We start from the raw sequence: 21,747 nt of genomic DNA, 5'->3' as shown, positions 1-21,747 counted from the left end.
CGCGTCCCTGCTCATGTCACCAAGCGATCGGCTTGATCGCCTGTTGGGGCGCGAAGAGCTGATTGACCGTGTTGTCGACGATCTTCAGGTCGTAGGGCCATTTCTCGCCCTTCACCCACTGGCCGCCGAAGATCGGCGTCTTGCAGATGTTCTTGTGCGGCGAACCGTCGAACTTGATATGGCCGACCAGCGTCTGCAGATCGGTGGCGACCAGCGCGTCGCGGTTGGCCTGGCGGTCGAGCGGATTGGAGGAGCGCTTCAATATGTCGAGCGCGACCTCGAGCAAGGCATGCGAATAGCCCAGCGGCTGCGTCCACTGCCGCTTCGCGTCGGCTTCCCACTGGTCGGCGATGTCGCGGCTGACCTGCCCGGTCAGCGACGACTTGAACGGGAAGGCCGGCGTCCACCAGACCTCGGAGGACATGCCGGCGCCGAGCGGACCCATCGCCTCGACGCCGCTTGGGAACAGCAGCGCCGCCGCCACCGTGACCGCCTTCGGCTTGAAGCCCTGCTGGTTGCACTGGGTGACGAAGGTCTTCAAATCGTCCGGATAGGTGATGCCGCCGATGATGTCGCAACCCTGCTTCTTGAATTCGGATATCTGGGCGGAGAAATCATTGGTGCGCGGCTGGAAGTAACCGGGCACGACGACGTCGTAGCCGGCCTTGCGGGTCGGCGCCGGCAGGCCGTATTCGTCATTGCCCCAGGTCTCGCCGTCGATGTTCTGGGGAAACAGCATCCCGACCTTCTTGTTGGTCTCCAGATGGTTCCAGAGCCCGACGAAGGTATTCAGCGCTTCGTCGAGACCCCAGAAGAAATGGTAGGTCCAGTCGAAGGTCTGCTTGCCGCCGCCGCGCGGCATGATCACGGCCTGCCAGGGCGCGCCCGAGGAGATGCACGGCGTCTCATAGAGTTCCGACTGTTCGGCCGCGGGCAGGATCGTGTCGGTGGTCGAAGCCGGAACGAGCAGGTGCACCTCGTCGTTCAGGATGAGGTTGCCGGCGATTTCCGATGCCTTGTTCGGATTGGACTGGCTGTCGCGATCGAGGATCTCGATCTCGTAGGTATTGCCGTTGGCGCATTGCAGCTGGCCGCCGAGCAGGGCGCGGATCTTCTGCAAGGTGTAGCCGTCCGTCTCGCCGAAGAGGGCGAGCGGACCGGTGGTGGGGCTGAGATAGCCAAGCTTGATCTTGCCAGCGGTCGCGGCGCGCACATAGCGCGGCATGGCCAGCGTACTGGCGGCCGCAACACCGGCCCCAATCCCCTTCAGCACGGTCCGGCGGCTGGGCAAACCCGATTTCACGAGTCTGTTGTAGTAGGTCATGTCATTTCCTCCCTGGGTTAAGCCGGCCCGTCCCCTCGACGAGACCGGCGTCGGTTCAAAGCTCCTTCAAGTCATGCGCAGCAGCGAGCCGCCATCGATGACGATCAGCGAGCCGGTGACGTAGGACGCGGCGGGCGACGCCAGGTATAGCGCCAGCCCCTTGATCTCCTCCGGATCGCCGATGCGGCCGACGAGCGACTGGGCCTCGAAGGCCTGGCGGTCGGCCGGATTGCGCAGCCGGCCACCGGCGATGTTGGTGATGAACGGTCCGGGCAGAATGGCGTTGATGCGGATGTTGTAGGCGCCGAGTTCCATCGCCATGTGGCGCACGAGATGGTTCACCGCGGCCTTGGCGGGCATGTAGGGCGTGCCCACGATGCTCTCGTTGATCAGCGAGGCGATGGACGACGTGACGATGATCTGGCCGCCGCCATTCGGCTTCATGTGCCGGACGGCATGCTTGATGGTGGTGTAGACCGAAGTCAGGTTGATCTCGATCACCTTGTCCCAATGCTCGTCGGCCAGGTTCTCGATGGCGCCCTCGGGGTTCCTCTCGCCGGTCGGGCTGTTGAAGCCCGGTCCGGCGTCGATCCCGGCATTGGCGAACACGACATCGATCGAGCCCGCCTTGTCGGCAACCTTGTCGAAGGCTTGGGCCATCGCCGCACGGTCGCCGACATCGACGACCTGGCCCCAGACATCGCCGCCCGCTGCCCTGATCGCGGCGACGGTCTTGTCCAGCCCGGCGGGGTTCAGGTCAAAGATGCAGACCTTCGCGCCATGCTCGGCCATGATCTCTGCATAGGCCTGGCCGATGCCGCTGGCGCCACCGGTGACGATCACCGACTTGCCTCTGACATCGAACATCTTCTCAAGTGCGGCCATCAGTTTCCTCCCATTTTTGCGCGATACGACCTGCTTGCGGGCGCCTTCGCGGCACCCACGGCGCGGGGGTCACTTCTTCTTTCGCGAAAGCACGAAATCGAACTCGACGTCGTAGAACGGCGCGGCAACCTTGGCCTTCGCCGCGGCTTCGGCATCCTCGACCTTGCGGAACTCGGCGAGCAGGCTCTGCTTCACGCCGAAGACGGCGTCCGTATCGATATACGGGTCGTCCGGATCGAAGATGTGCGTGGTAAGCGCGTCGAAACCCTCGGCCTCGACGATGTAGTGGAGATGCGCCGGGCGATAGGGGTGGCGCCCCAGTGCGCCGAGCAGCTTGCCGACCGGCCCGTCATCCGGGATCGGGTAGTATTTGGGCTTCGCACCGCGGAACCAGTAGCGTCCGTCAGCACCGGTGCGGAAGACGCCGCGCAGGTTGAAGTCGGGCTGGATGCCCTTCTGCTGCACATCGTAGAAGCCCTCGTCATTGGCCTGCCAGACATCGATCTTGGCGCCAGCGATCGGGTTGCCATCGGTGTCGAGGATGCGGCCATGCACGAACATGGGCTCGCCCTTCTGGTCGAGGCAGATGTTCGAGCCCATCGGCAGTTCGGGCGCGTCGGCGACATGGAATGGCCCCAGCACGGTTGATTCCGAGGCGCCGGACGGCTTGCGGTTGTTGATCGCGTCGACCAGCATCGAGACGCCGAGAACATCCGACAGCAGGATGTACTCCTGCCGCCACTCGTTGCAGATCTGGCCCGTCCGCGTCAGGAACATGATCGCCTCGAACCATTCCTCCTGCGTCGGCTCGATCTCCTTCACCGCCTCGTGCAGCTTGCGGGTGATGACCTCCATGACCTGGCCGAGCCGCTGGTCCTTGGCGTTCTTGTTGCGCGCCACGACGACTTCGGCCGAGTTGGCTTCAGTGAAATAGCCGTGTTCGTGTTCGTCGGTCATGGGATCCTCCTCAGCGCGCCAGAACGGATTTGAAGACGCGGCGCAGCTCGGTCGCCGGATCGGCCGCCAGCGTTTCGGAACGCCAGGCGACGTGATGGTCGGGGCGCACCACCAGGCAGCCGGAGTCGCGGATTTCGCGTGCGCGCGCCCAGTCGCCGGTATGGTCCTCGATCGGGCGGCGCGGGCCGATCACATGGGTGCGGATCGGCAGACCGAGTTCCGCGGCGACCGTCTCCGCGGCGGCGAGCCACGCCTCGCCGCCAATGCCGGTCAACAGCGTGAACTCGCCATGTCCGCAAAGGTCGAGTGTCGAGACCTTCCTGCCCGCGCGCTCGAACACCCAGACATGCGGCAGCCGCGCGCCGGGCCAAGTCGTGGGCGCATAGTGCAGCTCGCGATCCTTCTCGAAAGCCGGCTCGCGCTGGCCGTCGGTCACCACGGCGCCCGACGCATAGCGATGGTTCATCTCGACGCCATGGGCATCGAACTCGTATTTCTTGAAGGCGATGGCCTTGCGCAGCGCCTCGCGCTGCGTTTCGGCGGCTTGTGTGGCGTCGGCGCGGGCCTCCATGTTCCTCTGGATCTTGTCGTGATCCACGCCTCCATCCATGCCGAGCGCCTCGAAGATCGGGCCGAACTCGGCGATCGACTGGTTCGCGCGCGTCACGATCTGGCGCGCAATCGGCGCTCGCTCGGCCGAGTAGCTATTCAGAAGCCCGATCCCCGCCTGCCCCTTGACGACCTTGGCGAGTTTCCAGGCGAGGTTGAACCCGTCCTGGATCGACGTGTTGGAGCCAAGCCCGTTCGAGGGCGGATGCCGGTGCGCGGCGTCGCCCATGATGAACACCCGCCCCTTCTGCATGTGCGTGGCGAAGCAGTTGTTCACGGTCCAGGTGTTGGCGCCCAGGAGCTCGATCTCGAGCTCGGGATCTCCGACCAGCTGGCGCGCGACGCCGGTTGCCAGTTCGGGCGTCACATCGGGCGGCGGCTGGTTGATGTCGTAGCCCCAGACGATGAGCCACTCGTTCCACGGCCGCACCATGCGAACGAGACCCATGCCGATCCCGCCGACATCGGCACCGGGCTGCATGACCCAGTAGAGGACGCTTGGCCGGTGCGCGACGTATTTCGAAAGATCGGCCCGGAACAGGATGTTCATCGACCCGCCGACGCCCATCTTGCCCTCGAAAGGCAGGCCCAGATGCTCGGCCACCAGCGAGTTGCCGCCATCGGCGCCGACGAGGAATTTCGACCGCACGGTGAAGTCCCTGCCCGACAGCCTGTCGCGGCAGGTCGTGGTGACGCCGTCCGCATCTTGGACATGGCTGACATATTCGGTGCTCATGCGCGCCTGCGTGCCGCGCGCGCACGCCGTCTTGAACAGGATCGGCTCCATGAAGGTCTGGGGCAGATCGTTCATGAAGGACGGCGACGACTGGAGATGTTCAGCCTTGGAGAGCGGGTCGGTGCCCCAGCTTTTCATCCGGCCAAGCTCTTCGCCGGCCAGGCTTTCGCAGAACACGTTCTCGCCCATCAGCTCCTGCGGCGAGGCGTGCATCACGGCCTCGGCCTCGACCTCCGGCCCGAGGTCGCGCAGCACTTCCATGGTGCGCTGGTTGGTGATGTGGGCACGCGGCGTATTCGACAGCCAGCGGTAGCGGTTCACGACCATGTTGGCCACGCCGGAGCTGGCGAGAAGTGCCGCCGTGGCCGAGCCGGCCGGGCCCGTGCCCACGATCAGCACGTCGGTTTCGATATCCACCATCAAATTCCTCCCTCGATCTTCGGACCGGCCAGCCTGCGGCGGACCGGAAACAGGTGCAGGCCGGTGCGGGCCGAAATCAGCCCCCACAGCCCCTTCGGTGCGAACAGCATCACCGCGATGGCGGCGAGACCGAGTGTCATCAGGTACCAGCTGCCGTAGTCGGCCAGCGCTGAACGCAGCGCAAAGAACACCAGCACCCCGACGATGGGTCCCTCGATGGTGCCGATGCCGCCGATGACGACGATGAAGATGACATAGGCCGTCCAGTCGGTGACGACGAAGGCCGCCTCCGGCGAGATGCGGGCGGTCTGAACGAAGATCAGCGCGCCGGTCAGTCCGGTGGCGGCCGCGGCGATCAGAAACACCGCCCATTTGAGCCGCCCGACATCGACGCCGACCGCCTGGGCCGCATCGACATTGTCGCGCACGGCCGCCAGCGCCAGCCCGAGGCGACTGCGCAGCAGCCAGTAGATGCAGCCGGTGACGGCCACGGCCAGCGCCAGCGCCAGCCAATAGGCGAGAATGTCGCGGGCGGCCGCCTCGCGCACGCCGAACAGCGTCCGGATCGCATCCGTGCCCATGATGTTGCTGGTCGCCTCGCGTGGCAGCGAAGTGCCGGTGCCGCCGCCGAGCGCCTTCCATTGCGCGATCAGCAGCCGCGTCACCTCGGCGATCACCCAGGTGCCGATGGCGAAATAGGCGCCCTGCAGGCGGAAGGCGAAGAAGGCCGTGGGAACGGCCAGAGCCAGCGCCGCAAGGCCGCCCAGCAGGATCGCGGCAACCGGGTTCCAGCCCAGCAGGATCACGCCAGCGAACATCGCATAGGCGCCGATGCCGACGAAGGCCTGCTGCCCCACCGAGACGAGACCGCCATAGCCCGCCAGCAGGTTCCAGATCTGCGCCAGCGTCAGCATGGTGAGAATGAAGAACAGATCCTGTATGACACCGCGCGAGGTCACGGCGGGCAAGGCGAGCCCGGCAACGACGAGAACAATCACGGCGATCTCCGTGGCAGTTCCGGCGCGGGTGCGGGTTGTCAGCCGATACATGCCGCCCTCAATCCACTGCGCGCGGGAACAGGCCCCGCGGCTTGAGCAGCATCACGGCCAGAAAGGCGATGTGGCCCGCCAGGATCTGCCATTCCGGATTCACCGCCGCGCCGGCCGTCTGGGCCACGCCGATGATGATCCCGCCCGCAAGCGTTCCCCACAGGCTGCCGAGGCCGCCGATGATCACCGCCTCGAAGGCATAGATCAGCCGCGCCGGCCCGATCGAGGGATCGAAGTTCGCCCGCATGCCGAGATAGAGCGCCGCCAGCGTCACCACGACCATCGCGATCCCGGTGGCGATGGCGAACACCCGTTTCGGCTCGATCCCCATCAGGCCTGCCGTCACGGCGTCGTCCGAGGTGGCGCGGAAGGCACGGCCGAGGGCGGTGTGATAGAAGAGCCCGTTCAAGGCCACGATGGCGCAGATCGCGGACGCAAAGGTCATCAGCGGCATCACGCCCACCGTGACCAGCCCGAGATCGAGCGAGGCCCCCTCCAGCGCGCCTGCCGGAATGCGCCGGCTGTCTGCGGAAAAGGCTTCGAGCAGCCCATTCTGCAGGGCAACCGACAGGCCGAAGGTGACGAGAAGCGGCGGCAGGATATCCTTGCCAAGCACCCGGTTCAGCACGGCGGCCTGCAGCAGCCAGCCAAGCGCGAACATCACCGGCATGGCGATGAGCGCAGCGACCCAGGGCGACAGGCCAAGCAGCGTGACGCCCATCAGCACCAGATAGGCGGCAAAGACGATAAGGTCGCCATGGGCGAGGTTCACCAGCCGCATGATGCCGAAGACGAGGCTCAGCCCCGCCGCGAACAGCGCATAGAGCCCGCCCAGCAGCATTCCCTGCACGAGGGTGTCCAGCCAGATCATCGCCGCGCCCCCATCGTCAGGCGGCGGGAAAATTGCGCGGGCATGCGGTGCTGCCTCGTCATGCCGCCACTCCGAAATAGGCGGAATGGATTTCTTCGCGCGTGACATCGGCAGCCTTGGCGACCAACGTCACGCGGCCCTCCATCATGCAATAGACACGGTCGGCCACCGCCAGCGCCTTGCCGATGTCCTGCTCCACCAGCACGATCGCGGCGCCGCTTTCGCGGATCTTGGGAAGTGCTGCGTAGATGTCGCGGATGACGACGGGCGCGAGGCCGAGGCTGATCTCGTCGCACAGCAGCAATTCAGGATTGGACATCAGCGCCCGGCCGATCGCGACCATCTGCTGCTGGCCGCCCGAGAGCGCCGTGCCGGGGTTTTTGCGCCGCTCGCGCAGGATCGGGAAGAGGTCGTAGACCGCCTCCAGGCTCCACGGCCCCGGCGCCTTGCGCGCCTGCCCGCCGATCAGCAGGTTTTCCTCGACGCTCAGCGAGGCAAAGAGCCGGCGCCCTTCCGGCACCATGGCGATGCCGCGCTTCATGATCTCGGCCGAGGACAGCGCGCCGATGGGCTCGCCCCGGTGCAGAACCATGGCGGCCTCGTTGCGGATCACGCCCGTGATCGAGCGCATCAGCGTGGATTTTCCGGCGCCGTTGGCGCCGATGATCGCCACGCACTCGCCCGCCGCGACGGAGATATCCAGGCCGAACAGCGCCCGGAACTGGCCGTAATTCGCGGTGAGGGCGCGCGTCTCCAGCAGCATCAGACCTCGAGCCCCAGATAGATTTCGCGAACCTGCTGCGAGGCCATGATCGCGTCCGGCGCTCCGATCCCGATCACGCGCCCGAAATCCAGCACGAGAAGCCGCTCGACCACCGACGTCAAAGCATGCAGCACATGCTCGATCCAGATGATCGTGGTTCCCTTGGCGTGGATGGCCTTGATCGTCGCGACCAGCGCCTTGCATTCGCCCTCGGTCAGCCCGCCCGCGATCTCGTCCAGAAGCAGCAGCTCGGGGCCCGTCGCCAGGGCGCGGGCGAGCTCCAGGCGCTTGCGGTCGAGAAGGCTCAGCGATCCGGCCAGCACATTGGCCTTCCTGAGAAGTTCGGTCTCTTCGAGGATGCGGGCGCAATCGTCGACCATCTCGGCCTCGCGGCCGCCCCGGCCGAACGCGGCCGCGGTCAAGAGGTTCTCGAACACGCTCAGCCCCTCGAAGGGCTGCGGGATCTGGAAGCTGCGGCCGACACCCATGCGCACCCGATCCATGGCTGGGGCGCGGGTCACGTCGCGGCCGAGCAATTCGATGCGGCCTTCATTGGCGAGCAGATTGCCGGTGATCAGGTTGAAGAGCGTCGACTTCCCCGCCCCGTTCGGGCCGATGATGCCCAACGCCTCGCCGCGCGGCACCGAGACGGTCACGCCATCGGTAACCTTCAAGGCCCCGAAGGACTTCGAGACGTTTTCCAGCCTGAGTATCATCACTGTCATCCTCGGGTCGCGCCGAACGAGGGCGACGGCATCCGCCGCCCTCGGCGGCGTCAGGCCAGGGCTTCCATCTTGCCCGCGGTGGGGATCTCGGACGCGGTGGCGTTTTCGACGATCACCAGATCGAAGCCGCCGCTTGCCTTCTTGCGCCACTGGCCGCCGACGAGCGGCGTCTTGCAGACGTTCTTCGCGGCGAAAGGCGGCAGCGCCGCGCCGCTCCAGGCCACCTTGCCGACCACGGTCGTCATGTCGGTGGCCGCGATCGCCGCCGCGATCGCCTCGGCATTCGTCGGATCCGAAACGCGGCCCATGACATTGGCCGCCACCTCGAACAGCGAATGGACGAAGCCGATCGGCTGGGTCCACGGACGCCCGGTCTTGGCGGTGAAATCCGCCGCCAGGTCCGCCGAACTCTGACCCGTCACCGACGACTTGAACGGATGCGAGGCCGACCACCACACCTCGGACGAGAGGTTGTGGCCGGCGTCGCCGAGCGTCTCGACCGATTGCGGGAAGAGGATCGCCTTGGCCACCGTCACCGCCTTGGGCTTGAAGCCTTGCTGGCGGGCCTGGTTCCAGAAAGTGGTGAAGTCGGGCGGAATGACCACGCCGGTGACGATCTCGGCATTCGCCGCCTTGAAGGCGTTGACCTGCGCGGTGAAATCGTCCGAGAGGTTCTGATAGCGGCCGGGATCGCTGAGGCTGAAGCCTGCGGCATCGAGGCCCGGCTTCAGCCCGTTCTTGGGGTCACCCCAGGCATTGCCGTCGGCATCGTTGGGGAACAGCCCGCCCACCTTGCCGTTGGAGGAAAGCTGCTTCCACATGCCGGTGTAGACGGCGATGATGTCTTCGAGGCCCCAGAAATAATGATAGGCGAAGTTGAAAGGCTTCCACGACGATGGATCGGCCGGATTGCCCTGTTGGCCAATGAACCAGGGTTGCCACGGCGCCATGGTCGAGATGACCGGCACTCCCTCCGCCTCGCAGGTGGTGGCGACCGGGTTGGTGTTCTCGGGCGTCGAACCGACCAGCATCAGGTTGATCTCGTCGTCGACGATCAGGCTCTTCGCCACCTCGGCCGCGCGATTGGGGTTCGACTGGCTGTCCTTGACGATGACGTCGAAATTCTTGCCCGCCTCGGATGCGAGGAAAGCCTTGATGTTGTAGGCATCGCTTTCCGCGAAGCCGGCGAGCGGCCCCGTCTGCGGCGAAACATAGCCCAGGCGAATCTTGGCGCCCTGCGCGAGCGCCGGCGTCGCCAGCCGAGAACCGGCAAGCGCAAGACCTGTCGCCGCCGACGCTTTCAGTAAGCTCCGTCTTGTAATCATCTGCTCTTCCTCCCTCTTGCCTCTTGTCAGCCCCCTGGACGGCGTCCCTCAAACGCAGCCTGGAGGAGTTCCCTTATCGACCCCAAATCGATTGGCCTCGGATTCGCATAGGCGTTCCTCACCGCGATCGCCGCCGCGCGGTCGAGATCGGCTTGCCTGATGCCGATCTCCTTCAGGCTCAGCGGAGAGCCGACGGAGCGCGCGAAATCCCAGAGCCCGCCGCCCGCCGAGCCACCACCGAAGGCTTCGGCCATCGGCCGCAGCAGATCTGGCACCGCCGCTTCGTTGAAGGCGGTCGTGTAGGGCAGCAGGATGGCGTGGGTTTCGGCATGCGGCGTGTCGAACGAGCCGCCGAAGACATGCGCCAGCTTGTGATGCAGCGCCATCGAGACATAGCCGAGCGCGGTCGAGCAGCACCAGGCCGCGTACAGCGCCTGCGTCCGCGCCGCGCGGTCCTGCGGATTGTCGATCAGCCGCGGAATGCCGTCCCGGAACGCAGCCATGGCATCCCTGCACATCAGTACGATCACCGGGTTGCGGTCGGGGGCGTAGAAGGCCTCCATGGCGTGGGCGATCGCATTCATCGCCGAAGTGACGGTGAGACCAACCGGGAGGCTCAGTGTCAGATCGACGTCGTAGATCACCGTCTCGGGACGGATGTCCGGCGAGCGGCGTGTGGTCTTTTCGCCGGCCGCCGTCTCGCCGAGGATGTCGGTCATTTCCGAGCCGGCATAGGTGGTCGGGATCACCACCTGATCGGCGCCGGTGCGCACGGCGATGGCCTTGCCGAGCCCTGTGGTCGAGCCGCCGCCGAGGCTGACCACCGCCGTGGCGCCGCTGGCGCGGAAGGCGTCGACGGCATTTTCCGTGACCTCGACGGGGGTATGCATGACCGCGCCGGCAAAGACCCCGGCGGCGAGGCCGCCAAGGCTTTGAGCCAGCTTGTCCGCATCGGCCTTCTGATGTGGCGTCGACAGCACCAGCGCCTTGTCATGGCCGAGCCGCCGCACCTCCTCCTCGGCGCGGGCCATCGTGCCGGCACCGAAGATCACCCGCGTCGTGAGCCCGGGAAAGGTGAAACTGTCCATCATCGCGCCGCTCCCATGCGCGCACCCCGGCCGGCCTCCAGGTCGGCGATGATGGTGCCCAGCATTGCAATCTCGGCATCCGAAACCTCGTGGCTCCGGCCGGGGAACAGATCGGCCCGCAGGCTCGCGCCACTGCGGCCCAACGACTGCGCCGTATCGGCGAAGGCCGAGACCGGAATCCAGGGATCGGAATCGCTGCCGGAAAGATAGACCGGCACGCCGGCCGGCACGGCTTCGGAGCGCCCATCCGCCGGCACACCGACGCGACAGCCCGTGAAGGCGGCAAGCGCGTCCGGCGGCGGCAGCCCGGCGCAGAGATATTCGATCGACAGGCATGCTCCTTGCGAGAAGCCCGCCAGAAGCAGCGGCAGTCCGGGCAATTCCGCCCGCGCCGCCACCACAGCGGCCGCCAAATGGTCGAGCGCGTCGGAAAGGTGCGCGCGGGCGACCGGCGTCAACGGGTCGACGGCGCGCGCCTCCCACCATGTGCCGAGCGGCGCGCGCGGCAGGATGAATGCCACGGCCGGCGCGGAAAGCCGCGACAGCACATGCGACTGCATCTCCTCCGGCGATTGGCCGCGGCCGTGAACGAAGACGCAGATCGCCTTCGCTTGCGCGCCCTTTGGCCCGAGCCGGAGTGGACCGCTGCCTGAACTCACGCGAAATCCGCCTGTTCCAGACCGGCCTGCAATTCGCTCTCGCGGTCCTTGAACCATGGCGGGAAGACCAGCGTCTTGCCGATCTGGCCCGGGGGTTCGTCCTTGGCCCAGCCTTCCGGCGTGGTCCAGGCGAGTTCGAACAGCGCGCCGCCGGGCGAGCGGACATAGCAGGACTTGAAGTAATTGCGGTCCTTCTGCTCCGAGATATCGGTGAAGCCGAGGCCCTCGATATGAGCGCGCAACTTCAACTGGTTCTCTTCGTCGCCCGTGTTGAGGGCGAGGTGGTGGATCGTCCCGCCCGCCAGCGTCCAGGTGCCTTGCGCGCTGTCGCGATCGACGATCACCTCGACCCGCTGATTGACGCCGGTCGCGTCCGGCACGCGGAACACCAGTCCCTCGTGATTGTCCGCCTCCTTCTCCAGCGGCAATGCGACGGTCAGGAAATCGTCCATCGCGGTGCGATCCATCACCGCCACGACGGCGCCGTAGATGCCCTTGATGCCGTGGGCCTTGCCGATGCCCTGCGCCTCGTTGGTGATGGGCGCGCGCGGATCGCTGTCGCTTTCCACCAGCTCATGCGAGATGCCGCAGGGATGCGCCAAAGCCACGCGGTCGGCGCCAAAGCGTGTGATCTTGGTGGCCTTGATGCCGCGCGCGTTCAGCCGGTCCACCCAGAAATCCGCCGCCCCCTTGGGGATGGATTGCATGATGGTGCGCGACTGGTTGGTGCCGCGGCGGCCATAGACGCCCGGCTTGCGGAACGGGAAAGTGGTGATGATCGTCGAAGCATCGCCGTCGGGCGAGCCGTAATAGAGGTGATAGACCGGGATGACGCCGTCGAACAGGACGGTGCGCTTCACCGAATGCAGGCCGAGTGCCTTGGTATAGAAATCAAAATCTTCCTGAGCGCCATCAGTCGACAGCGTCAGATGGTGGTAGCCGCTGACACGGGCCATCGGTCATCTCCTCCCAGAGGTTTCGGTTTCGCCCGGCCGCTGCGGGCAGAGCACGAGATTGAGGTCGAGTGCGTGCTTCCGCTTTCCTCCATGGGGCGGCAGCGCGCGGAACTCGGCCATGAGTTCGGGTTTGACCCCGAAAATGGCATCCCGGCCGATCGCGGGGTCCGACCGGTCGAAGATGTGGGTCGTCAGCGTTTCGAAGCCCTGTGCCGAAACGCGAAAATGGATGTGTGCCGGCCGCTCGAGGCCAAGACCGAGCGCGGACATCAATTGACCGACAGGGCCGTCCGCCGGCAGCGTGTAGCCCTTCGGCTTGACCGTCATGAAGCGGAACCGCCCCTGCGGATCGGCACGGAAGCGTCCGCGCAGGTTGAATTCCGGTTGTCTGTCCGGTTCCTGGTTCTCGTACAGGCCCTCGGCATTGGCCTGCCAGATCTCGACCATAGCATCGCCGATCCCGGCGCCGCCGAGCGCCACGATCCGCCCTGTAACCTCCAGCGGCTCGCCCTTGTGGTCGCGCGAAATGTTCCCGCCGATCGGCATTTCCGGCACATCGGCCCGGTAGAAAGGTCCGGCCAGGGTGTTGGGGGTCGCCCCGGCGGGGCGCGGGCTGTTTTGATCCTCGATCAGCGAGGACACGCCCAGCACATCGGCGAACAGCACCCATTCCTGGCGCCGCGCATCGGCGTAATGGCCTACCTCGGTCAGGAAATCGATCGCCAGCCGGAATTCCTCGCCGGAAGGCCGCAACTCCACTATCAGCGCGTGCAACCCATCCACGGCCGCCTGCGCCGCCGCCGCCAGGCGGGACTGGCCCATCGCCGCCAGGCGCCGCGCGAATTCTTCGGCCTGCGTCGAGATCGCCTTGGGAAATTCATCCCTCTGGGGGTCGTGCTGGCCGTCCATTTCGCCGGGGCCTCCCTTCCCCTTGCCAAACGGGATAACACGGCCCGACGCGATGCTTGATGAGATGTCGCGCCCCTTGTATAGCATTTTGCTATGAAGCTGAACGAGCGCCACCTGATGCAGCTCGCCGCGGTGCTGGATGCAGGCGGCGTGTCGGAAGGAGCCGCCATGCTGGGCCTGACCCAGCCCGCGGTCAGCCGATCGCTGGCCATGCTGGAGGCGCGGGTCGGCGAGCCCCTCTTCCTCAAGGGCCGCCGGCCGCTGCAGCCGACACCGCTCGGTTTCCAGCTGGCGGCGCAAGGGCGCACGATCATCACGGCCTCGCGCAAGGCGTCGGATGCGGTGCAAGGCTTCATGAAAGGCACCAAGGGTGTCGTCCGCGTCGGCGGCGTGCCTTTCTTCATGGATGCCATGATCAGCCGGATGATCGGCGAATTCCAGAAGCTCGAGCCTGAGGTCACCGTCCAGCAAAGCTATATGAACCTGCCCGAGATGGTCGCGGCACTGGAGAGCAACCAGATCGACCTCGGGATCGTGCCGATCGGCGTGCTCGACCTCGGACCCGGCTTCGAATTCACCGAGATCCTGCCCGGACGCAATGTCGTGGCTTGCCGGCCAGACCATCCGCTGCTGCGCAATCGCCGCCTCAGGGCGCATGACCTGACCAGCTTTCCCTGGGTGGCGCCCCTGCCCGGCTCTCCGCTGATGTCGGACCTGCAGATGATCCTGATGAGCATCGGCATGTCGGACCTCAACGTGCGCTATTCGGGCGGCTCGCTGATGAGCGTGATCAACTTCCTCGCCGAAACAGATGCACTGGCCGTGCTGCCATTTTCCGTGGTCTTCGCGCAGCGGAAGGAGAACCGGGTGACGGTGCTCCCCTATGAAATCCCGCAGCCCAGCCGCTCACTGGGCATCCTGCGCCGGGTTGGCGGGCCGCGCTCTCCGGCGGCGGAGCGCTTCGCCGGCCACGTCACGACCGCCTTCGAGAATCTGAAGCACATCATAAAACGGCACGAGAATGCCGTCATCTGGGGTCGCTAGAGCAATTCACCGTTTCACGGAAACGACGCCACAAGCGGCCGTCTGGCCTGTTTTCCGAATACGCATATTCCCGAGACTCGCGATCGCGACGGGAACCGCTGTGAGCGGTTGCACTTCGGGTGACGGCGCGTTGGCATGGCGGGTCTGAGTCTTTAGACTTGTCATTTCGGCCAAGTTCAGTAATTGCGCCAGTTGACCGGCCAGCATCCGGAAGCACACAACGAAGGATTGAGGAACTTGGTCGAACTCAACACCAACATTGCGCATGCCGCGCGTGATCGGAAATCCCCGCGAGTCGTCGCGGTCCTTACAACACGCAACGAGGAACGGTTCGTCGCCGGATGTCTCGAGAACCTCTTTCGTCAAGGCGTACAGGTCTACATTTGCGACAATCAGTCGACGGACCGAACGCTGGAGATTGCCCAGCGCTACCGCGGGGCAGGGTTGATAGGATTCGAAAGCATCCCGCACAACGGCTGGTATTGCTGGGAACAGCTTCTTCGTCGCAAAGAGGAACTATTTCAGTCGCTCGAGGCTGACTGGTTCATGCATCTTGACGCTGACGAGATCCATCTTCCGCCGACTTCGTACTCATCGTTGGTCTCCGCCATTGCGGCAGCCGACGCACTTGGCTTCAATGCGATCGAGTCTTCCGAGTTCACGTTCATTCCCACCAGGGAAGCCCCCGACCACGACAATCCCAATTATCAAGACACGCTGCGCACCTACTACCCGTTCCGGCCGTTCTCCCCACACTGCGTCCGTGCGTACAAGAAACAGGACGGCCCCATGGAGATTGCGTGGTCAGGGGGCCATCGCGTGCGCTTCGGGGAGCCGGTGAGGCTCTCCCCCGAGCGTTTTCGCATGAAGCATTATCTGTTCCTGAGCGCGGAGCACGCCGCGCGCAAGTATGGTGGCCGCCGGTTCCTGAGCGAGGAGGTCAATGGTCGTGGTTGGCACGGATGGCGACCCCGTTTGCGACCAGGCGATATCCAACTGCCGGACACTACCCAGGTGCGCACCACTGCGACGGACGATGATCTGGACGAGGCCAATCCATGGTTGGCGCATTGGCTTGAGCGGTACGCCTCGTGAGCGATGGACACCTCCCCCGCATCCTGGCGATCGCGGACCGACCCGGCTGGGCGATCGATAGAAAGACCCAGAATCTCCGGCGCGTGCTGGCAAGGAAGTTCGAGATCGTCGAACGATTTCAGCATGATGTGACTGAGTCCGACGTGAACGCCGCGGATGTCGTGCTCATCTTCTATTGGTTCCAGATCGCGAAGCTGCCTCTGCCGGAATCGGTCCTCGCCCGGCGCTCTGACAGGCTGCTCATCGGGATCTGCAGCCACAGGGAGATGGAGGGCGAATTCCGCGAGCCCGGGCTCGCTATCCTGCAGCGGTTGGCGCGCGCCGTCTTCGTCAACAATCGGCAGCTCGAGCGCGAATACGCTCCTCTTCTGCGTATTCCGGTCCACTACACGCCCAATGGAGTCGACACGACATTCTTTTGCCCCCGGCCAGAGCCGCAACCCTATTCTGGCGAGCTCCGCGTCGGATGGGCGGGAAGTCTCGGCAACCATGGTCCGGCACATCGCGGCTTCCACGACGTCATCGAGCCCGCGGTCGCTGCCGTGCCGGGCGTGCGACTGCAGACTGCGATTCGGGAGCAGCACTGGCGCAACCATGACGAAATGCTCGACTTCTACCGGGATCTCGACGTTTATGTCTGCGCCAGTCGCAGCGAAGGCACACCCAATCCTTGCCTGGAGGCGGCGGCGTGCGGTGTCCCCGTGGTGACGACCCGTGTGGGAAACATGCCCGAGCTGATTCGGGATGGCGACAACGGGCTGTTCTTCGATGGAACCGCGGAAGGGCTTGCGAACAAGCTCGCCCTGTTGCGGGACACGTCATCGCTCCGGTCGCGGATGGCCGCCCGCATGATCGAGACGATCCGGGAGTGGGATTGGGGCGTGCAGGCGGAGAACTACGCGCACATGTTTACCTCGTTGCTCACCGCAGCGGAGCGGTCGGGCCGGTGAGACGTGCGGCTTCAGACGTGCCCGGCCAAACCTGATCTTTGGCGGCCGAATTCGATGCCGAAACACGTCGCGCCATGCTCCAGCAAAACGAAATAAATGCCGTATGACCTGTGGCACCGGCAGCCTCTGCCGTCGGTGGATTTCGAGCGCCTCAGCTGCGAAGATCGACAGGATGGCGAGCAGCTTCGGGTATTTTGAGCCTGCGGCGTGCGCCCCCTTGGCCGGCGGTCGATCCAGGGTCATTGTGTGGCGGGTAAGCTTTCACTAGTCTTTCGGCTGGGTCGAGGATCGCACGCATGACGCCGAAACTGAACCGCTGGAAGCGCTTCGCAGACTGGGACGAGCGGCCGTTGCGGCTGGACAAGTTTGCGGCGGAAGACCCCGCCAACGGCTTCTCCGCTTTCTCCAGTCCGGCCGATCCCCCACCCGGCATCGGCATCAGGGACGGGCGCGTCGTATCCCTCGATGGGGTGCTCGAACACGACTACGACATGATCGACCGCTTCATCGCCCGCCATCACATCGATCCGGAGGTGGCACCGGAAGCGATGTCGCTGGATTCGGCGACCGTCGCACGCTGGCTGGTCGACATGAACGTGCCGCGCGAGACGCTGGTGCGGCTCGCCCATGGCATGACACCCGCCAAACTCGCCGAAGTGGTGTCGCAGCTCAACGCGCTGGAGATCGCCTTCGCCTACTCGAAGATGCGGGCCCGCAAGACGCCGGGCAACCAGGCGCACGTCACCAACGCCAAGGACGATCCGCTGCAGCTCGCCGCCGATGCCGCGACCGCCGTCGCCTTCGGCTTCGACGAGATCGAGACAACGATGCGCGTGTCGCGCAACGCCTGGTCCAACGCAGTGGCATGCGCGGTAGGCGGCGCGGTCGGCCGCTGGGGAACGCTGTTCCAATGCTCCAGCGAGGAAGCCGAAGAGCTGCGCATCGCCATGGCCGGCTTTACCTCCTACGCCGAAACCGTTTCCGTCTACGGCACTGAAAAGTCGTTCACCGATGGCGACGACACGCCGTGGTCCAAGGCATTCCTGGCCGCCGCCTACGCCTCGCGTGGCGTCAAGATGCGCTGTACGTCGGGTGCCGGCTCCGAGTTACTGATGGGCTTCCACGAAGCCAAATCGCTGCTCTACCTGGAAGCGCGCTGCCTCTGCCTGCAGCGCGGCATGGGTGTGCAAGGCACGCAAAATGGCGGTATCGACGGAGCGCCCTTGACCGCCACCATACCCGGCGGCGTTCGCGAACTGATGGCCGAGAACCTCATCGCCGTCTGGCTCGATCTCGAATGCGCCTCGGGCAATGACGCGCGCTCGACCGAATCGGAAATTCGCGTCGGCGCCAAGATCCTTCCCTACCTGATTGCCGGCTCGGATCTGATCTGCTCCGGCATGGGATCGATCCTGAAATACGACAATTCGTTCAACCCGTCGCTGATCAACGGCGAGGAACTGGAAGATTATCTTGTGCTGCAGCGCGATTTCGAGGCCGATGGCGGATTGACGCCGCTGCCCGAGTCGCGGGCGATCGAGCTGCGCGAGAGGGCGGTGGAAGCGATCGCCGCCGTGTTCGAGGAACTCGACCTTTCCTCACCGACCGAGGACATGAAGAGCAGCGTGGTCTACGCTTCCGGTTCCGACGATACGCGCAGCCTGATGCCGCGCGACGTCAGCTTTATCAGCGAAGCCATCAAGGAGCGCGGCATCACCGTGATCGACGTGGTCAAAGCGCTGGCCAAGCGTGGGTTCCGCGAAGAGGCGGAGAACCTCCTCGACGTGGTCAAGCTGCGCCTTTCCGGTGACTATCTCCAGACATCGGCGATGATCCGCAATGGGCGGATCGTCAGTGCGGTCAACGATCCAAACGACTATCTCGGCCCCGGTTCCGGCTACCGCGTGTCTGAAGAACGGCGCCTGCAGCTCAATGACATCCGCGATGTGCTGGACCAGAAGGAGGTGCTGCGCTCGGAAGCCCTGCACGAGAAGGACGAGGCAAGGCACATCCGCTATCGCAACCTTGGGCCGGCGGCCAACGGATCGGCGAAGGACGATGTGGTCATCGGCATCAGCCCGGCCTTCGGGCTGAAGCTTTACCGGACGACGGCCGGACATCGGCTCTCCGAAGTGCTCGGCGCCATGCTGGATGCGATCCACGCACGCGGGCTCAAGGCGCGCGTCGTCCGCTTTCGCCATACGGCCGATACCTCCTTCCTCGGCCTGTCCGCCGCCCGGATGGCCGGCAGCGGCATCGGCATCGGCATCCAGGCCAAGGGCACGGCCGTCATCCACCAGCGCGATCGCCAGCCGCACAACAATCTGGAACTGTTTTCCAATGCGCCGATCACCAGGCTCGAGCACTATCGCGCGCTGGGTGCCAATGCGGCGGCCTATGCGCTGGGCGAAATGCCGGAGCCCATCGTGGTGCCGCAGCGGGGCGAGGCCATGGGGTCACGCTACCACGCCCGCGTCGCCCTCATCTACGCCATCGAAACCGGGCTGACGGAGGCCGGCGCGGCTCCCGAAGAGGTCGACGTCACCCTGACGGGGGTGAAATCGTGACCCACACGCGCGCCGACTATCCGCTCGCCGAAACACAGCCCGGCGCCGTGACGGGCAAGCGCGGCAAATCGCTTGCCGAGATAACGCTGGATTCGGTGCTCGCGGGCGACGTGACGATGGAAGACCTTCGCATCACCCCGCAAGCGCTCCAGGCACAGGCCGATGTGGCGCGCGATGTCGGACGGCCGACACTGGCACTCAACTTCGAGCGTGGGGCGGAGCTTGTCGAGGTGCCGCAGGATTTCATCATGCAGGTCTATGAACTGCTGCGCCCCGGCCGCGCCAAAGCCAAGGAAGAATTGCTCCAGGCCGCTGCCACGATGCGCGATACCTACCAGGCCGAACGCATCGCCCGTTTCATCGAGGAAGCCGCCGAGACCTACGCGGCGCGAGGCCTCTTCACGTTCCGCTTCTGAAAGGACCGCATGAGCTGGAAAACCGGATTCCGTTCGCTCTACTATCTCGGCGCGCCCGAGCCGGATGATCCGGTGCTGGTGCCGGCGCAAACCGCCATCCTGGTCATCGACGTTCAGAACACCTACCTGGAACGGCCGGATCGCGCATCGCTTTCGCAGCAGGAACAGCATCGCTACGATCTGTGGACGCCGTTCCACGAGCGTATGCACGGCACGGTCATACCGAACACGGGACGACTGCTGGCGCTGGCACGGCAAAACGGCATCGAATGCCTTTTTGCCCGCATCGCCTGCCACACCAAGGACGGGCGTGATCGCTCGCTCTCTCAGAAAATGCCGGGCTGGAACAATTTGCTGCTGCCGAAGAACGACGCACCGTCGCAGCTGGTTGCCGAGCTTCAGCCGGCCGGCGACGAGATCGTGGTGACCAAGACCACCGATTCCGCGCTGACGGGAACGAATCTGCGCCTGATCCTTCACAATCTCGGCATCCGGAATGTCATCTGCTGCGGTATCTTCACGGACCAATGCGTGTCCTCGACGGTGCGCAGCCTGGCGGATGAGAGCTATGCCGTCATCGTGATCGAGGATTGCTGCGCGGCGGCGACCGAGGAGCTTCACCGCAAGGAGCTCGAAATCATCAACATGATCTATTGCCACGTGATGTCGAGCGGCGAGCTATGCAAAATCATGGCCTTGGCAAAGTGACGCTGCGTCCGTACTGTCATGGCGGCACGAGCAGGCTGGGACACATCGGCCGCCCTGTGCGGGGAACTGCATACAGCTGTCACGAATGGAGAGGGCTTCATGGCCATAGAAACTGCACGCGGGACGATCGACGTCTCGAAGAGTAACAGCATCAACCTTTTGCACTCGAAGGCCGTTGGGCTCGCCGGAGTGCTCTTCCTGGCCGTCACCGGCGCGGCGCCAATGTCGGCGATGCTGGGCAATGTCCCGTTCGCGGCGGGCTACGGCATCGGCAAATATACCCCTGCCGCCTTCCTGATGGCGACGATCGTGCTGACCATCTTCTCGATCGGCTATGCCGCGATGGCATCGCGCGTATCGTCGGTCGGCGGCTTCTACTCCTTCATCAGCCAGGGGCTCGGCCGCGAGGTCGGCATGTCGGCGGGCATCGGCTCGCTCGCATGCTACTCGCTGTTCGAGGCTTCCCTCACCGGGCTGTTCGCCTTTTTCGGCAATCTGTGGCTTTCGCAGCATTTCGGCATCAACGTGCCGTGGATCGTGCTCGCGCTCGCCATGATCGTGGTCATCGCGGCCCTCGCCTACCGCGATGTGAAAGTGTCGGCACGGCTGCTCGGCATAGCCCTCATTCTGGAAGTGATCATGCTGGTGATCTTTTCGCTGGGCGTGATCTTTGCCCATGGTGGGACGAATTTTTCCGGCGATTCGCTCAATGTGTTCAAGGTGTTCACGCCTGTCGCCGAGCAGACAGTCGGAACCGTGGCCATACCGGCGGGCGCGGCGGCGGTCGGCATCTTCATGGCGTTCTGGTCGTGGGTCGGCTTCGAGATGGCGCCGAACTATGCCGAGGAATCCCGCGATCCGAAGCGCATCATTCCGCAATCGCTGCTGATTTCGGTCATCGGCCTTGGCCTGTTCTACACCTTCGTCAGCTGGTGCGCGGTGGCGGCCTATCCGACCGAGGCCGACATGGTAGCCAAGGCCTTCTCCGACGGCGTGAACTTCTTCCTGACACCCATTCAGAGTTTTGTCGGTGGCTGGGGCTACCAGTTGATGTCGCTGCTCATCCTGACCAGTTCCTTCGCCTGCGGCATGGCTTTCCACAACACCGCTTCCCGCTATCTGTATTCGCTGGCGCGCGAAGGCGTCCTGCCGCAGGCGATCGCCGAGACGCATGACCACCACAAGAGCCCGCACAAGGCCTCGGCGCTGCAGTCGGTGCTGGCGGCGGTATGGGTGCTGCTCTACGGTCTGGCCTACGGCTTCGACGATCCGTCGGGACAGGCCTGGCTTGGCGTCTATACGCTGTTTGCCGTGCTTGGCACCGGACTGCTTTTGGTGCTGCAGGCGGTTGTCTCGCTGGCCATCTACATGTGGTTCAAGAAGAACGGCGGCGGCAGCATGCTGACGACTGTCATCGCGCCGTTGATCTCGCTCGTTGTGCAGTTGGTCCTCGTCTACACGCTGGTCGCCAATCTGGCGACTCTGGGCGGCACCAATGGCTTTGCCAGGAGCATCCCCTATGTCGGGCTTGCGATCCTTATCGTCGGCCTGATCTGGGGCTTCGTGCTGAAGTCGGCCAACCCCAAGGCGTATGAGAACATCGGTCACATGGTGAACGAGGGCTAGGGCATTCTTCGCCCTGGATTTCCAGCGTCAACGGGGACGGAGCATCACTCTGTCCCCGTCTCATT

20 protein-coding genes are annotated in these 21,747 nt (G+C 64.8%); 7 read left to right on the top strand and 13 right to left on the bottom strand.

The annotated features are described in order from the left end of the window. Window positions 1-16: 16 nt before the first annotated feature. The 13 genes from FJV83_RS09640 to FJV83_RS09580 form a co-directional block, all read right to left on the bottom strand. Window positions 17-1,324, bottom strand: coding sequence for an ABC transporter substrate-binding protein (locus FJV83_RS09640; protein ID WP_142885381.1), 1,308 nt, complete (start codon window positions 1,322-1,324; stop codon window positions 17-19). Between the two features lie 66 nt (window positions 1,325-1,390). Beyond that, a complete protein-coding gene (locus tag FJV83_RS09635) occupies window positions 1,391-2,209 on the bottom strand; it encodes an SDR family NAD(P)-dependent oxidoreductase (RefSeq protein ID WP_142885380.1) in 819 nt (272 codons plus the stop codon). 69 nt (window positions 2,210-2,278) lie between these two features. Next, window positions 2,279-3,166: an intradiol ring-cleavage dioxygenase gene (locus FJV83_RS09630; RefSeq protein ID WP_142885379.1), complete on the bottom strand. Its 888-nt coding sequence runs from the start codon at window positions 3,164-3,166 to the stop codon at window positions 2,279-2,281. Window positions 3,167-3,176: 10 nt separating this feature from the next. Beyond that, the gene (locus FJV83_RS09625; RefSeq protein ID WP_142885378.1) at window positions 3,177-4,931 is read right to left on the bottom strand and encodes an FAD-dependent monooxygenase; all 1,755 of its coding nucleotides are present in this window, start codon (window positions 4,929-4,931) and stop codon (window positions 3,177-3,179) included. After that, complete coding sequence (locus FJV83_RS09620; RefSeq protein ID WP_142885377.1) at window positions 4,931-5,980, bottom strand: branched-chain amino acid ABC transporter permease; 1,050 nt, start codon at window positions 5,978-5,980, stop codon at window positions 4,931-4,933. The genes FJV83_RS09625 and FJV83_RS09620 overlap by 1 nt, the downstream gene beginning before the upstream one ends. A gap of 7 nt (window positions 5,981-5,987) precedes the next feature. After that, entirely contained in the window at window positions 5,988-6,851 is an 864-nt protein-coding gene (locus FJV83_RS09615; protein ID WP_142885376.1) for a branched-chain amino acid ABC transporter permease, read from the bottom strand. Between the two features lie 58 nt (window positions 6,852-6,909). Beyond that, window positions 6,910-7,617, bottom strand: coding sequence for an ABC transporter ATP-binding protein (locus tag FJV83_RS09610; RefSeq protein WP_185973349.1), 708 nt, complete (start codon window positions 7,615-7,617; stop codon window positions 6,910-6,912). Continuing rightward, window positions 7,614-8,333, bottom strand: coding sequence for an ABC transporter ATP-binding protein (locus tag FJV83_RS09605; protein ID WP_210248216.1), 720 nt, complete (start codon window positions 8,331-8,333; stop codon window positions 7,614-7,616). Before FJV83_RS09605 ends, FJV83_RS09610 begins: the two co-directional genes overlap by 4 nt. A 56-nt stretch (window positions 8,334-8,389) precedes the next feature. Continuing rightward, the gene (locus FJV83_RS09600; protein ID WP_142885374.1) at window positions 8,390-9,664 is read right to left on the bottom strand and encodes an ABC transporter substrate-binding protein; all 1,275 of its coding nucleotides are present in this window, start codon (window positions 9,662-9,664) and stop codon (window positions 8,390-8,392) included. 26 nt (window positions 9,665-9,690) lie between these two features. Next, window positions 9,691-10,752: a maleylacetate reductase gene (locus FJV83_RS09595; protein ID WP_246688966.1), complete on the bottom strand. Its 1,062-nt coding sequence runs from the start codon at window positions 10,750-10,752 to the stop codon at window positions 9,691-9,693. Beyond that, the gene (locus FJV83_RS09590; RefSeq protein WP_142876616.1) at window positions 10,752-11,411 is read right to left on the bottom strand and encodes a phospholipase; all 660 of its coding nucleotides are present in this window, start codon (window positions 11,409-11,411) and stop codon (window positions 10,752-10,754) included. The genes FJV83_RS09595 and FJV83_RS09590 overlap by 1 nt, the downstream gene beginning before the upstream one ends. Beyond that, on the bottom strand, window positions 11,408-12,367 hold the full coding sequence (locus tag FJV83_RS09585; protein WP_142885373.1) for a VOC family protein: 960 nt from the start codon (window positions 12,365-12,367) through the stop codon (window positions 11,408-11,410). The genes FJV83_RS09590 and FJV83_RS09585 overlap by 4 nt, the downstream gene beginning before the upstream one ends. A gap of 3 nt (window positions 12,368-12,370) precedes the next feature. Further along, on the bottom strand, window positions 12,371-13,276 hold the full coding sequence (locus FJV83_RS09580; protein ID WP_142885574.1) for a dioxygenase: 906 nt from the start codon (window positions 13,274-13,276) through the stop codon (window positions 12,371-12,373). Between the two features lie 93 nt (window positions 13,277-13,369). Here FJV83_RS09580 and FJV83_RS09575 point away from each other — a divergent pair, with 93 nt between their 5' ends. The 7 genes from FJV83_RS09575 (at window position 13,370) to FJV83_RS09545 (ending at window position 21,682) form a co-directional block, all read left to right on the top strand. Further along, a complete protein-coding gene (locus FJV83_RS09575; RefSeq protein ID WP_019859771.1) occupies window positions 13,370-14,320 on the top strand; it encodes a LysR family transcriptional regulator in 951 nt (316 codons plus the stop codon). A 237-nt stretch (window positions 14,321-14,557) separates the two neighbouring features. After that, complete coding sequence (locus FJV83_RS09570) at window positions 14,558-15,415, top strand: glycosyltransferase family 2 protein (protein WP_245318272.1); 858 nt, start codon at window positions 14,558-14,560, stop codon at window positions 15,413-15,415. Continuing rightward, complete coding sequence (locus FJV83_RS09565) at window positions 15,412-16,365, top strand: glycosyltransferase family 4 protein (protein ID WP_142885372.1); 954 nt, start codon at window positions 15,412-15,414, stop codon at window positions 16,363-16,365. Before FJV83_RS09570 ends, FJV83_RS09565 begins: the two co-directional genes overlap by 4 nt. 296 nt (window positions 16,366-16,661) lie before the next feature. Continuing rightward, window positions 16,662-18,932 carry a propanediol/glycerol family dehydratase large subunit gene (locus tag FJV83_RS09560; protein WP_142885371.1) on the top strand — a complete coding sequence of 757 codons (2,271 nt, stop codon included), beginning with the start codon at window positions 16,662-16,664 and terminating at the stop codon, window positions 18,930-18,932. After that, on the top strand, window positions 18,929-19,348 hold the full coding sequence (locus tag FJV83_RS09555) for a diol dehydratase small subunit (RefSeq protein ID WP_095789843.1): 420 nt from the start codon (window positions 18,929-18,931) through the stop codon (window positions 19,346-19,348). The genes FJV83_RS09560 and FJV83_RS09555 overlap by 4 nt, the downstream gene beginning before the upstream one ends. 9 nt (window positions 19,349-19,357) lie before the next feature. After that, window positions 19,358-20,056, top strand: a complete 699-nt coding sequence (locus tag FJV83_RS09550; RefSeq protein WP_142885370.1) for a cysteine hydrolase family protein — start codon at window positions 19,358-19,360, stop codon at window positions 20,054-20,056. A 99-nt stretch (window positions 20,057-20,155) separates the two neighbouring features. After that, window positions 20,156-21,682, top strand: coding sequence for an APC family permease (locus tag FJV83_RS09545; RefSeq protein ID WP_095775006.1), 1,527 nt, complete (start codon window positions 20,156-20,158; stop codon window positions 21,680-21,682). Window positions 21,683-21,747: the final 65 nt, after the last annotated feature.

The sequence above is a fragment of the Mesorhizobium sp. WSM4307 genome (genome assembly GCF_007003945.1).
GTDB lineage: Bacteria > Pseudomonadota > Alphaproteobacteria > Rhizobiales > Rhizobiaceae > Mesorhizobium.
The sequence above is the reverse complement of the archived record's forward strand: the minus strand, read 5'-3'. Positions and strand labels throughout refer to the sequence as shown.

What these genes read in the sequence shown, in the direction of transcription:
- FJV83_RS09545 (WP_095775006.1), top strand. Translation starts at nt 20,156, where the DNA reads ATGGCCATAGAAACTGCACGCGGGACGATCGACGTCTCGAAGAGTAAC.
- FJV83_RS09635 (WP_142885380.1), bottom strand. Translation starts at nt 2,209, where the DNA reads ATGGCCGCACTTGAGAAGATGTTCGATGTCAGAGGCAAGTCGGTGATC.
- FJV83_RS09550 (WP_142885370.1), top strand. Translation starts at nt 19,358, where the DNA reads ATGAGCTGGAAAACCGGATTCCGTTCGCTCTACTATCTCGGCGCGCCC.
- FJV83_RS09640 (WP_142885381.1), bottom strand. Translation starts at nt 1,324, where the DNA reads ATGACCTACTACAACAGACTCGTGAAATCGGGTTTGCCCAGCCGCCGG.
- FJV83_RS09580 (WP_142885574.1), bottom strand. Translation starts at nt 13,276, where the DNA reads ATGGACGGCCAGCACGACCCCCAGAGGGATGAATTTCCCAAGGCGATC.
- FJV83_RS09560 (WP_142885371.1), top strand. Translation starts at nt 16,662, where the DNA reads ATGACGCCGAAACTGAACCGCTGGAAGCGCTTCGCAGACTGGGACGAG.
- FJV83_RS09575 (WP_019859771.1), top strand. Translation starts at nt 13,370, where the DNA reads ATGAAGCTGAACGAGCGCCACCTGATGCAGCTCGCCGCGGTGCTGGAT.
- FJV83_RS09620 (WP_142885377.1), bottom strand. Translation starts at nt 5,980, where the DNA reads ATGTATCGGCTGACAACCCGCACCCGCGCCGGAACTGCCACGGAGATC.
- FJV83_RS09595 (WP_246688966.1), bottom strand. Translation starts at nt 10,752, where the DNA reads ATGGACAGTTTCACCTTTCCCGGGCTCACGACGCGGGTGATCTTCGGT.
- FJV83_RS09585 (WP_142885373.1), bottom strand. Translation starts at nt 12,367, where the DNA reads ATGGCCCGTGTCAGCGGCTACCACCATCTGACGCTGTCGACTGATGGC.
- FJV83_RS09625 (WP_142885378.1), bottom strand. Translation starts at nt 4,931, where the DNA reads ATGGTGGATATCGAAACCGACGTGCTGATCGTGGGCACGGGCCCGGCC.
- FJV83_RS09615 (WP_142885376.1), bottom strand. Translation starts at nt 6,851, where the DNA reads ATGATCTGGCTGGACACCCTCGTGCAGGGAATGCTGCTGGGCGGGCTC.
- FJV83_RS09630 (WP_142885379.1), bottom strand. Translation starts at nt 3,166, where the DNA reads ATGACCGACGAACACGAACACGGCTATTTCACTGAAGCCAACTCGGCC.
- FJV83_RS09600 (WP_142885374.1), bottom strand. Translation starts at nt 9,664, where the DNA reads ATGATTACAAGACGGAGCTTACTGAAAGCGTCGGCGGCGACAGGTCTT.